We start from the raw sequence: 12586 nt of genomic DNA on the forward strand, positions 1-12586 counted from the left end.
GGCGTGACATGAAACTTGTCAGAACTCGCCAGCATGCCGTGATGTGGCTCATCGATGTGGCGCTGACCCTGCTTGCGTGGGGCGGCCTGGTCTGGCTGCTGGCGCGCGGCATCGACGCCATGCTGGAAACCCATGGCGGACCGCGCATCGAAGCGCCGATCTTCGCCGCGCTCAATACCCTGCAGATCTACCTGTGGATCGCCGTGTTCAACGCGTTGATCCTGGTCAGTTGGGCGCGTTACCAGCAACGCAAGGGCCGCAAGTTCGCCCAACGCCGCGCCCAGGCCAATGCGCTGAGCGACCAGCACCTGAGTGAAAGCTTCAACCTGGCCGAGGGCGACCTCGAGCAACTGCGCAGGCCGGGCGTGCTGGTGATTCACAACGACGAAGAGGGCGGTGTGGGCGAAGTGAAATCCCACGTCTCCCGTGACGTGGAGCGCTCGCCGCCGACGCTGGTGCCGGGGCAGGTATCGACCAAGCGCAGCTCACTGTAGGCGCCAGCTTGCTCGCGACTGTTGTGCCCCGGTATTGCGGGTTTTGCGTGGTCCGGTCCGCGACCATCAGGACTTCGTGTCCTTGGTCCCCAGCACATCACGAATACCGTCAATGACGTTGCCGTCCTTGATCACGTCGCTCAACCATCCCTCAAGCGGCATGTTGCCCCACTTGATGGCGCGTTCGATCAGGTAGGGTACGGGGCTGTGAGGTTCTGTAGTTTTGAAGAACTGCGCCACGCTTGCCAGCAGGGTGAACGCTTCGTCCCGTGTGGTGGGGGTGGTACGCAGCGGGGTGGACGATGGGGTCTGCTGTGGTGAGGGCATTGCAGCACCTGCCTGCGGGGTGGCCAGTTCGGGAATGCCGGGGGCGGTCGGTTCGACGGGCACCGGGTTAAGTTCGATGCCGCGGTCCTTCAACAACTTTTCGACCAGTTGCGCGGCGCGTGACAGGATGTCGTCCAGTGCGGCAAAGCTCGGCGCGTCGCGTCCGAACAAGTTGTCGCAGGTTGCCTGGAGTTGGCGGCAGGCATTAAGGCTGGCAGCAATTTCCGTGGCTTTGAGGCGAAGGTGATCGGTGTCGGTGAGCACCACCGAGCGCTGGAAGATTTCCGCGTTGATCTTGCCTTCATCCACAGCGGCCCGCATGGCCTGGGGGTTTTGCAAGGCGAGGTTTTCGATATGTCGGGATTCGTCATACCGCAGCAGGCCGAAGTTATCACCCTGAGTGATCGGCAACCCGCCCACCACGTCCACCAGCGAGGCTTTGAGCCAGCTCAGCCGGGCATTGCGCTCTTCCATGCCGTCTTCAAGGGTCGGGTATAGATCGTCCCAGAACGTCTGCAAAATACGTTCGGCCAGCGTCAGGCCGAAGTCGATGCCAATAAATTGGTACTGATACGCGAGGCCTTCTGCAAGCCAGGCAACCAGCATCAGGTCCTTGCTCTGTTGAGCCAGGCCTTGTGCGGCAAGGGTGACGGTCAACTCCCAATCCGAGGATTTGAGTTCGGTTTGCCAGTCACCCTGGGTCAGGTAGTCGGGATCTGCTCGGCGCGCTTCTTTGATTTGATCGAACAGGGTGGAAAAACTCAGGTCTGCGCCACTTCCCCCATCGATGGGGGCGGTCAGCTCGGCCAGAGAAAGGCCGTTGAGAAATTCAGGCATAGGAAACTCTGCTCAGAAAAAAACGCCGTGCCTGCAAGCAGGCACGGTGTGAAGTACGGGATGCAGGCGCATCCCGAAATCGCCGGTACTTAAGCGAAAACTTTGTTCGCGGTACGGTCCCAGCCACCGGTGACGTTACCGCCGCCCTGGCCGTCGGAACGGCTCTGTTGGGTGTAGGTGGTCTTGATGCGTGCGAAGTTGAAGCTCACTTCTTCAATCGGCAGGTCGCTGACTGCCTTGTCTTCGCCGTCCTGGTTGCCGCCGGCAATGGCCTTGACGGAGGACACGACAACTTCTTCCAGGTTGATGGTCAGGTAGGTCAGCTTGTCGCCGCCCGCACGGTTGACGTTCAACTGGATCTTGGCAATGTGAGTGCCCTTGCAGCAGGCTTCAAACAGTTTGGCCGAGGCCTTGTCCACGGATTTGCGGATGCTGAAGTCGCTCAGCGCCACGCGCTCGGACGAGGCGCCGCCCGAGGAACTGGCAGTGGCAGAAGTAGCTTGAGTAGCACCGTACTCGTAACCCAGCACTTCGATCCAGTCCTTGTGCTTCTCGTCCTTCACTTCGCCTGGGATGCCATCGATTTGGATATATGCGTCAAATGCCATTTCTAATATCTCCTTTCACTGTTTAAGAGCTGAATGAACCCGCCGTGGGGTCTCAACTCTTGTTTGAACCGTCCTGAAAAATCAGGACAGGCTTCTCGTTGCGCCGCCCCGGCATCAGCCCGGACAGCGCTACTCGGTCAGCGCACGCGGCTCAGTTGAGCGCGCGCACTTCGATTTCTACCCGCCGGTTGGGCTCAAGGCACTGAATCAGCGCAGCGCGGGGCAGTTGCATGTCACATTTGACCAACGGTTTCTCGCTGCCTTCGCCCACTACATCTACCAGCTCGGCCGGTACGCCTTTGCCCACCAGATAGGTCTTGATAGTTTGCGCGCGCTGTTTTGAGACTGCCAGATTGCCCTGGCGATCCCCCAACTGGTCGGCATGCCCGGCGATGATGATCTTGCCGATGTTGGGCGTGCTCAACAGCTTGCCGGCGATGGCGCTCAACTGTGCCTGGCCTTCGTTTTTGAGGCTCTGGAAATCGGCACGGCCAAAGGCGAACAAGGTGTCGGACTCCAGCGTGATCGTCTCGATCGAGCGCAGCGACTGGGTCAGCAGGCTGTTGATGTAGTTGCGCGAGCTGGAGGTGAGGAACGCGTTGTCGAGGATGCGGGGTACGTCCGGCTCATGAATCTGATCGCTGTAGAAATTGATCTGGCGGCTGGCGTATTCGTAATCCTGCGCGGCACCTGAGCCATCCTTCTGGCCGATGGTCACGCCGGTCTGGCGGGCAATGGCCGGGTACCAGTAGTCCGGCATCTTCGCCTTGAGGAAGGCCGGGTCAGCCTTGTCCCGCTGGGCTCGCGACAACATGATGTAGGTGTCGAGCGTCGCGGTGCCGAAGTTGGCGATCGATTGGGCGCGGTTGTCCACCGGCAGCGCCTTGGGCTCGACACTGTCGATACCGGTTACCGGCAGCAGGTCCTTGGCATTGCGCTGGTATACCTTGATGGTGGTCAGCAGGTACAGGGAGCGGGTGAGATTGTCGGCCGTTGGCTTGAGCATCACTGTCTCCAGCCTTGCGAAATAGCGGCTACGCAGCAACGGTTCGATTTTATAACCCTGGTAAAGGCCCATGCGCATGCGCAGTGGTACGCCGTCCTCGTGGTGCTGGCTGTAATAGTGCGTAGTCCACGAACGCATACTGTCCAGCGTACGCCATGCGGTGTATTGGCCGGTGGCGGTGCGGTCGCCATCAGAGGCCTGGGCCAGCTCGGCAGACAAGTTCTGGATGGCGTTTTTGTTGTTCCAGTAAGACCAGCCCCACATACCGCACAGCAGCAGGGCGAGGGCGCCGAAACCACCGATCCAGGCCGCCTTGCGCCTGCGTTCGCGGTGGTTGGTGGTGTACAGGGCCACCAGGTGCTGGTCGGGAATGATCACCTTGCGAAACAGGCTATTGATGAACAGCGCACTCGGTTGCGCCTGGCCGCTGGCCGCTTCCTGAGCGCTTTCCAGTGAGAAACGCTCAGTGACCTGGCGGGCGTGGCCACCTAACTCAGGCTGGTCGGCATCCAGCGCACTGGTGAAGTAGAAGCCGCGTAGCAGTTCTGCGTTTTGATACGGGTTGGCCCGCAGCAAGGCATCCACGAACAGTTGCAGGCGTGGCTTGAGCGCCTCCAGTTCCAGCGGGAAACGGTAGACCGCCGAGTTCTGGCGGGTCACCTGAATGTCCTGCAGCACCAGTTGCCGGCTGGCCACGTCCTGCCAATAGGTGATCAGCTCATCCATGGCCACGCCGAAGCGCCGGCCCCAGTCAGCCTGCTCAAACCCCTTGTGGGAGAAGGTCTTGCCCATCACTTCGCCGCGTGCCACGTCATCGAGCTGGCTGTAGAAGGGGGCAAACCCCGGCACCAGGTCGCACTTGGTGAACACCAGATACACCGGCAACCGCACCTCCAGCAGTGCGTGAGTTTCCTGGATGCGTTCGCGCAAGCGTTTGGCGATGCGTTCCTGGTCTTCGAGCGAGGCTTGCAGAATGTCGTGGATGCTCACCGCAACGATTAACCCATTGAGCGGGCGACGTTGGCGATGCTGGCGCAGCAGCTGCAAAAAAGCGCGCCATTTGCCGGCCTCTTCCGGGTTGTCCATGTAACGGCCGGCGGTGTCCAGCAGCACCGCTTCCGAGCTGAAGAACCAGTCGCAATTGCGTGTGCCACCGAGGCCCGCGACCCTTGCGCCTTCACGTTCGGCATAGGGAAAATTCAGTCCGGACTGATACAGCATGGTGCTCTTGCCGGCGGCCGGCTGGCCGATCACCAGATACCAGGGCAGGGCATACAGCGCATCCTTGGCCTGGGTGCCACGGGGTTTGTTACTGCTCAGACGCTCGATGCTTTGTAACAGGCGCTCGCGCAACAGGCTGACTTCTTCACGGTCCGCGGGACTTGCATTCAATACGGCCTGATCGGCGTCTTCGCGCAGCAGGCCTTCGAGGTTGTGATGCCGGGAGACACCGCGATACAGCAACAGCACATAGCCGGACGACAGCAGCAGGAACACGCCGATTCCGGTCAGCAGGCTATTGAGCGAGGTGAAGTTGAGCGCACGACCGATGCCCCACACGATAAAGATCGTCAGGAAGAACAGCACACCAAGAAGGTAGGGTTGGTAGCGCAAAAAGTAGTATTTGATCTTGTTCATACGGACTTCAAATCCAGAGCATCGACAAAACGGTCGATAACGTCATAAAGAGGGCAGTCGATTGCAGGAAAGGCGTGTACACGATGGTGCTCGTCGAAGGCATCAAACGGCGCCAGAACATCATAATTGTCCAGGCGTTCGCTGGTGCCGGTGAGCACCCGGTACAGGGCATTGCTGTTGCGCGAAGCAAAGCACAGCAGCTTGGGCCGCATGAAGTCGTCCATCAGCATGCTGATCTGCGGTGCGGTGTCGGCGCTCTTCATGCGTGTGAGCCAGTCGATCCACAGATCGGCAGTTGGGTTCTTTAAACCGCGCTCCGCCGGCAGCGGCAGGGAAATCGCCATGCTGTTTTTATGCAGCATCGGTTGTTGCAGGGCCAGCAGTCGGGTGAGCACGGCATTGCTGACGAACTCAGGGTACGAGTCTTCCAGTGAGCGCGTGATGTCGCGCAGATTGAAATTCATCAGAAACTTGTGGTGCACGCGGCGGAACAGTTCAAAGTCCTGGGCCTGCAACGGGCGCAGGGCCTTGATGCGTTCAAACAGCACGGCGCTGCTTTCGCCCTGTGCCGCCATGTGCAGCAACGGCTTGATCTGCGCACAGAACAATTCGCTCAGGGTGAACGGGTTCACCAGCGGCTGCACATCGCTTGCCTTGAGCGTCTGGAAGATGAAGAACGGGTAGCGCCGTGCACTGGAGTCCCTTGAGCTGATCATGCCACCCAACAGGCAGTTGCCGTTGCGCGCACGATAACTGAACAGGCACACCGGCAAACGATCGAACAGCTCGCGCCAGTCTTCGCGGTGTTGCATGGCCGAGAGGGCTCCCTGCAACCACGTGTCGAACTCGCAGACTTCCTCCGCCGCACCGTGCAGGCTGACGAAATCTGCGCTGGCAGGCACTTTGCCAAAACACCCGATCACCGGCGGTCCTCCTGATGCATGCGTTGAATCCTCACTTGGCGCGTCCGTCGCCGCCGTTCAATGCGCTCAGCGCTTTGACATTGGCCAGGTCGGTGAGCTTGACGCCGCCATAGTTGCGCACGGTCAGACTGACCGGCCCGCTGGCGGTGTTCCAGCTGAAACGCTGCTGAATGCCGTCGAGGTCGTTGACCCGTGCACTGTCGTTCATGCGCAGCAGGCCCCAGCGTCCCGGATAGTCGAACACCGTAACGCGCTCGCCGCTCAGCGTCACGACATCAAGACGTGCGCCCGGGGCAGTGGTGGTGCCCGGCCACGAGAACCGACTCCAACTGGTCTTGCCGTTACGGTAGTGCTGCACCTGGCCGTCCAGGGTGAAGACGATGTCGGTGAAGTAGGCCGACGGTTCCAGCATGATCTCGAAGCCGTTGTCGCGGTCGGACAGGCTGGCAATCACTTCACCCAACGAACTGGCCTTGTCGATGCTGTTGACCATGCCCGGATTGACCAGGGGGGTGCTTTTTGCGCCGCTGCTCATGCCCAGGCCTTCGCCTCCGGCGAGGTTGCCGATTTCGTTACGTTTGAAGTTCGGCAACAAGCCCGATTGAGGGTCGACAAAGCGTTGCAGATCCTTGACCGACGCCTCGTTGCGGCTGCCGGCGGCAATCGGGTAGCGATGGGCCATGACCTGCTCCCACGGTTTGGCAATCTGCTGTGCCCAGGCCTTGGCAATTTGTTCGCCGGCTGGATCACGCAGGGTTTCCCAGGTGTACTGAATCGGCAGGCTGAACAGGCTTTGCAGCGAATTCGACAGGCCGCCCTGGCTGGTGTCGATCGTGGTCTCCACATAGTTGCGCACATTGGTGACCTCGCTCGGCTGGCCTTCCAGCGTTTCGCTGATCAGTTGTTTGCTGCTTTTGCCGACGTCCTGCGAGCGCTGGATGTTGTTGACCCGCACTTTGAGTTTACGCAGCGCGGCCAGGTAGCGGTCCATGATCGTACTGTCAGCCCCTTCGGCGTTCTGTGCGGCAAACACCCGTGATACAGGCTCGAACCGGGCGGCCAGGCTGCCGTCATTTACCGCAGGCAGTGGCGACACCAGCGTGCCCGGCGAGACGGTGGGGGAGTCGAAGATGCCGCTGACCTTGCTCCAGAAACTGTCTTCATGCTTGGTGCCCGGTTGCTGCGCCTCGTGCGACTCGGGCAGGTCCCAGCGGGTGTTGTCATTGACCGCCGACAGCAAGCGTTTGACGGGGGAGTTCTGTACGTCACTGAGCAGCGAGAGCTGTTGGGTGGCGTTGGCCATATCGGTGAAGTGACGCACGCCGACGCTGCCGACCAGGGTGTACCAGGCCTGGGTGTAATCACGTTTGTAGCGCGCCATGAACTCACGGATGAAGTTGGCCTTTTGCACCACGCTGTCACCGCCTTCGCCATCCAGCACCCAGTCGGTTTCGTTGTGCAGGTTACTCGACACCAGCTTGATCAGCTCCGGTTTGACGAATTCGTCCCAGCCCTGGCGGGTGAAAATTGCCGGCACCACTTCGCTGCCGTACAGCAGTTGGCGGCCTGGCAGCGGCACCAGGTCGCTCAAACCAATCGCCGGGAACTGGCGGCTGGATTCGAGTTGCAGGCGCAGGTATTCACGGTCGACCAGAGAGCTGGAGATCATGAACGACTTCAGGCTTTTTTGCGTTTCGCTGATCAGTTGCTCGTTACGTGCCAGCGTCGGAGCCTGGCCGTTCTTTAGCATCTGTATATAGACCGGCACGTTGTCCTCAATCACCTGGTCGCTGACCGGGTTGTCCTGGCCCAGCGTGTTTGCCCAGGCGACCGGCAACGCGGCGCCGACAAACTCGGCCTCCGGGTGCCCCGCAGGTTGCGTGAGGATCAGGTACAGCTTCAGCGTGTTGTACGACTCGATGATTGACGCTACCTGACGCTCATCCAGACGTCCCAGCATCTCTTCCGACAGTGACAGCCCGCCAGTGGTCGCCGACAGGTCCGCCGCATCACTGGCGGTGGCCGGGTTGCGCAGGGCGGCGAGGGCATTGTCACGCGCCTGCCGGGCCGAACCCTTGGCTGCGCCGGTCAGCCGTTGGCTGACATCGCTGGCACTTCGTGGAATGCTGGCAAGGGTAGGCTTCGCCCCGGCACGTGCGGCCAACTGTCGTGCGTTGCTGGCGGCAGCGCCCTTGCGTGCGCCCTTGGCAGGCTGCACCGCTGTGACACTCTGCGGGTCCATGGTTTTTGCGAAGTCATTGAACTCACGCAGATGCCGTTGCAGATTGAGCGTAATCGGCTCCAGTGCCTGGGTACGCAGTTGCTGCAAATACGCGCTCTGGGTGGCCAGATAAATATCATCGCCCCGGTACAGGCCGCCACTCAGGCGCAGCGGTACGCCGTGGTCGCGATAGCGCTCGATGGTCGTCATCTGGTTACGCAACAACTCCAGGCCCTGACCTGAGGCAAGCAACTGCTCGCGGTCCGGGGATTGCTCCAGCTCGCTCAGTTGCTGACGCATGGAGGCCAGCCACTCTCGGTTGTTCTTGAACGACAGGCCTTGCCAACCGATGAACACCACCCCGGCGAAAAGCGCCAGGCCGATCACCAGCGGGTTCAGCGCTGACTTGCGTCCCGACCGCGACTGATACAGCGACAGGTCGCGGTCAGCGAAAATCACGCGGCGGAAGGTATCGGTAATGAAGTAGCTGCGATCCCCGATTTTCCGGTTGCCGGCGTCAGCCGCCAGTGCCGGGTCGTCTTGTGGACGCAAGGCGAACGACTCGGCCAGGTCGTCTTCGAACACCGGGCTCAACTGCCGGTCGGTCTGCAGCGCACTGGTGAAATACAGGCCGCGCAGCAGTAGCGGGTTGGCCTGATGCGCGTGCGGGGCGAAGTGCTGGAGGAACTGCTCGAGTACGCCCGTCAGTTCAGCGAAGTAGTTCGGGAAATTCAGCAGCGCGCTGCTGGCATCGGCGCCGAGGGCGATCATCTGCGCATCGACGTGACGGCGAATATGCCCCTGCAGGTTGGCCAGTTTGGTGTCGAGCACGCTGCGCAAACCCTGGTTGCGAATCTCCGACAAACCAAAAGTCATGCCCAGCGGTTGCTGACGCTCGTTGAGGTCCAGGCCTTCGAAGGCCTGGCTGAAGCCGGGCAGTTGGTCGGTCTTGCTGAGCATCAAGTAGATCGGCGGGTTCACGCCCAGGCAGTCAACGTACTCTTCAATCCGCGTCACCAGTTGCGCCGCAAGCGCATCGCGCTCATCGGTGGTGGCGGCCAGCAGTTCCGGCAGGCTCACCACCAGCACCAACCCATTGACCGCCGCCTTGTTGCGCTGCTTTTTGAGCATGCGCAGGAAGTCGGCAAATTCGCTAGCCGATTGATCGTCGCGCAGATAACGCCCGGCGGTGTCGATCATTACGGCGTCGGGGCTGAAGTACCAGTCGCAGTGCTGGGTGCCGCTTTCGCTGTCATTGGCGCTGGTGGCAATGCGGGCAGACAGGCCCGAGCGACTGAGCAGCGAGGTCTTGCCCGCCGCCGACATGCCTATCACCAGGTACCACGGCAAGTCGTACAACGCCGAAGAACCACCGCCACCGGCCGCACGGTCGGTACGCAGCATGGCGATGGCGTGCTTCAGGCGTTCGCGCAGTACTTGCTGGTCGCGGAACTCGCCGGCGGAGTCGAGCGAGCGATCAACTTCGCGCTGTACCAGGTTCTCAAGGTTGTGCTCGGTGCGAATACGCCTGTATTGGCGCAACACAATAATGAGCACATAAAAAGCGCTGATCAGAATCAGTGCTTCCGGTAAATGGCTCTGCAACCGCGGTACACGCGGTGCGGCAATCCAGCATGCCAGCAGGCTCGCAACCCACAGTACGGGGATGAGGAACCAGAAACTTTTCAACAAGCGCAGTAATGTCTTCATGTCTTCCTGACCCGGTTACCTGATCTGTGCTCAGGCACTGAACAGTTGGCTGATTTGTTCTGCCAACGCAGCGACGTCCTTACCCAACAGCCAGTCCAGCGTCAGGTAAACCGCAACGCAGAGCAGGGCAATGAGCACCAGATACAGCCACACGGGAACTTCGTGACGAAGCATTTGCGAGACCTGATCGGGCAGCGCCCAGTCCGGCGATAGCGCTTTTGGTGTCTTGCGGTAACGTGCGATGTCCTGCCCGAGGGTGTTGGCCAGGTAACGCAACTGGTCTTTCTGGCCGAGACTGAATTTGCCCTCGAAACCCAGCGCCAGGCACAGGTGGTACACCTCCAGCACATCCAGGTTGGCTTTCACGTCGCTGCGCAACGACTCGATCTTTTCAAAGAACCCTTCACCGGCCAGGTGTACGCCGAAGTAGCGGAACTGCAACGGCTGTAACTCGAAATGATTGCGCAGGGCGTTTTCGCCCGAGCGCAGCACGCTTTCGTCGAGGAATGCGCACAGGGCGTACTGGGTGTCCTTGACTTCGTCGACGCTGTAATCGGCGCTGCGTGCATCGTGCTCCAGCGTTTTGAAGAAGCTGTCGACACTGGCTTCAAAGGCATCCACCGATGTGACCTGCCGGCCACGGCGCACGATCAGCGCCATGCTGATGAAGTCCTGAACCAGGTCTTTGAGGGTAGGCTTTTCATGCGCCGCGGCTACGGCGCCTTGCATCACGGCTTCAGTCATTTGAGTACCGCCATCAGTTCAAGCTTGAGATTGGTAAAAGCGCTGGGCGCATAGAAGGAGATGGCTTGGGCGCTCATCATTCGCTCGTACACCCGGCCATGCGGCTCGATGGAGAAATAGTGGTTGTCCAGACGCACCGGAATGGCGTTGGGCAAACGAGTCGAATGGTTCAACGTGACGCCGGGCATGGCGCTGTTGACCACCACTTCGATGTCTTCCGGCGAGCCCACCTTGATGGCGCGCGGCACCAGTTCCAGCAGGCTGGAACCTGGCATGTCGGCATGCACCGAAAGATAGAAGTCGGCCTCGGTCAAGCGAGCGTCGAGCAACTGGCCCTGCCAATAAGACGGCTTGGTCTGTGTCAGGTTGATGACAATGCACTGGTTGGGGATCACGTTGTCGAGCAGCACCCGGATCATCTCGTCGAGTTTGACCAGCGAGGCCGCCGGGTCATGGTGGTCGTACTCGGGAATGTCGTTGAGCTGGGTGTCGAGGGAAAACGTCAGCAAGCCGCCGGCAAGCTCCGCGAGGAACAGATACAGGCGCTCCGGGTGCAGGCGCGGGTGGGCCAGCAAGTGCGCGAGGTTGGGGTAGGCACGGTTGACCGTGTTCAGCAGCCAGAACAGTGTTACGTCGCTGGAACCGAACTCGGCAATCTGGTCGGCGCGTTCACGACGACGACCGGAAAGCGCCTTGCTCTTGGAATGCAACGCACCGAGCAGGCGCTTGCCCAGGCCCACCAGGGTTTCATGGGTGCCGACGTGCAGCGTCGGGTGCACAAAGTGCGCATCCAGGTTGAACCCGCCGATGTTATTACGCGACAGCCGCGCAATCGGGCAATAGCTGTAGCCGTCGAGGTTGTCGCCGTCGATCAGCATCACCACGTTCAGGCGCAGACTGGTGATTTCGTTTTCCAGGTCGCCTTCGTTAAGGTCGGGCAAGGTATCGAACTGCTTGCGAAAGCGTCGCGCGCTTTTTTGTTCCTGGCCGTCTTCCACGTAATTGAGGCCAAACGGCTCCGGCAACTTGAGCGCCGCGTACACCTTGAGGTCATTGCCCTTGAGCAAGTCCTTCAAGTCGCGGGCGGCCGGCAGCGGGTCGTGCTGGGGCGCGTCATACAGGCTACCGTCGGGAAACACCAGCTTGAGCCGAATCAGACGCAGAGTGCCGGTGGCCAGGGCCTCCTCGTCAATCTTCAAGGTTTGCACGCCCCAGTGGAAGGGTGTGCTGCGCAGGGTCGACTCGCTCAACTGATGTTGATGAAACTCATCCTGATACTGGAAATGCTGCGGCAAAAGGAACATGCCTTCTGACCACATCACACGGCTTTGCTTACTCATTTAGCGCCTTCCAATAAAGAATTCGTTTGCGCATCGGCGGCCTTTTTCACGGCACCGTTGGCCATGTCCATTGATTGCTTCTGCGCCATGTCGCTGATCGGCTGGGGGATTGCCGGGGCCTTGGCGGTGTCCGTCGACGGTGCGGCGGTTTTCGGTGTGTTCAGCACATCAACGCCACCCACCGCCTGCACTGTGTAGAAGTCGGCCAGCACGCGCACGCCGTCGGAGGAGAACCAGATGCCATCCTTGCGCAGCGAGTTGGCATCAAAGGCGATCTTCCATTGGCTGTCTTCATCGCTGCGAAAGAACCCGGCAACGCCCACGTAGCGAGTGGCCTTGTTCAGCGGCCACGTGTCGGTCTGGCCCATGCCGGGGAGCAGGACAATCTCGCGCTCATCGATCAGCGTGTTGCCCAGCGCCTGCTTGGGCGTGGCGGACAAATCGTCGGCGGACACCGCCGCAAAGCGCTCCAGCGCGCTCAACTGATACACATGCAGCACCACCGACAACGGCTTGCCGTCGGCGTCCAGATTGAGCTGGTTACCGGCGTAGGTATTGAGAATCACCTTTTCGTTGTCGCCGTAAAACATGTCGCCCATCCAGGTATCGTCGGCGCGCTTGCCGATGCGCTCGGTGACGCCGCATCCGCTGAGCATCGCGGTCATTACCAGGGCTGCCACGCAGGTCGCATAAGCCGATATTCGTGTCTTGTCCATAACTGCTATCCGTAGTGGTCGA

Annotated in this window: 9 protein-coding genes; 1 reads left to right on the forward strand and 8 read right to left on the reverse strand. The window is 60.4% G+C overall.

Going from position 1 to position 12586, the window contains the following annotated elements:
* The first annotated feature begins 8 nt into the window (after positions 1-8).
* Positions 9-494, forward strand: coding sequence for a poly-beta-1,6-N-acetyl-D-glucosamine biosynthesis protein PgaD (pgaD, locus tag JOE32_RS18065; RefSeq protein ID WP_209987033.1), 486 nt, complete (start codon positions 9-11; stop codon positions 492-494).
* A 66-nt stretch (positions 495-560) separates the two neighbouring features.
* Here pgaD and tssA read toward each other — a convergent pair whose 3' ends face one another.
* The 8 genes from tssA to tssJ all read right to left on the reverse strand — a co-directional run bounded on the left by tssA (position 561) and on the right by tssJ (position 12564).
* Positions 561-1658 (reverse strand): type VI secretion system protein TssA, encoded by a 1098-nt coding sequence (gene tssA / locus JOE32_RS18070; protein ID WP_209987036.1) that lies wholly within the window; start codon positions 1656-1658, stop codon positions 561-563.
* A gap of 89 nt (positions 1659-1747) precedes the next feature.
* Positions 1748-2266 carry a type VI secretion system tube protein Hcp gene (locus tag JOE32_RS18075; RefSeq protein ID WP_209987039.1) on the reverse strand — a complete coding sequence of 173 codons (519 nt, stop codon included), beginning with the start codon at positions 2264-2266 and terminating at the stop codon, positions 1748-1750.
* A gap of 151 nt (positions 2267-2417) precedes the next feature.
* Entirely contained in the window at positions 2418-4910 is a 2493-nt protein-coding gene (gene tssM / locus JOE32_RS18080; protein ID WP_209987042.1) for a type VI secretion system membrane subunit TssM, read from the reverse strand.
* Positions 4907-5833, reverse strand: coding sequence for a type VI secretion system-associated protein TagF (gene tagF / locus JOE32_RS18085; protein ID WP_209987044.1), 927 nt, complete (start codon positions 5831-5833; stop codon positions 4907-4909). The genes tssM and tagF overlap by 4 nt, the downstream gene beginning before the upstream one ends.
* A 31-nt stretch (positions 5834-5864) precedes the next feature.
* On the reverse strand, positions 5865-9764 hold the full coding sequence (locus JOE32_RS18090) for a type VI secretion protein IcmF/TssM N-terminal domain-containing protein (RefSeq protein ID WP_209987048.1): 3900 nt from the start codon (positions 9762-9764) through the stop codon (positions 5865-5867).
* Between the two features lie 30 nt (positions 9765-9794).
* Entirely contained in the window at positions 9795-10508 is a 714-nt protein-coding gene (gene icmH / locus JOE32_RS18095) for a type IVB secretion system protein IcmH/DotU (RefSeq protein WP_209987051.1), read from the reverse strand.
* Positions 10505-11848 (reverse strand): type VI secretion system baseplate subunit TssK, encoded by a 1344-nt coding sequence (gene tssK / locus JOE32_RS18100; RefSeq protein ID WP_209987054.1) that lies wholly within the window; start codon positions 11846-11848, stop codon positions 10505-10507. The genes icmH and tssK overlap by 4 nt, the downstream gene beginning before the upstream one ends.
* Entirely contained in the window at positions 11845-12564 is a 720-nt protein-coding gene (gene tssJ / locus JOE32_RS18105) for a type VI secretion system lipoprotein TssJ (protein ID WP_209987057.1), read from the reverse strand. The genes tssK and tssJ overlap by 4 nt, the downstream gene beginning before the upstream one ends.
* Positions 12565-12586: the final 22 nt, after the last annotated feature.

The organism is Pseudomonas sp. PvP025 (genome assembly GCF_017832155.1).
Lineage (GTDB): Bacteria > Pseudomonadota > Gammaproteobacteria > Pseudomonadales > Pseudomonadaceae > Aquipseudomonas.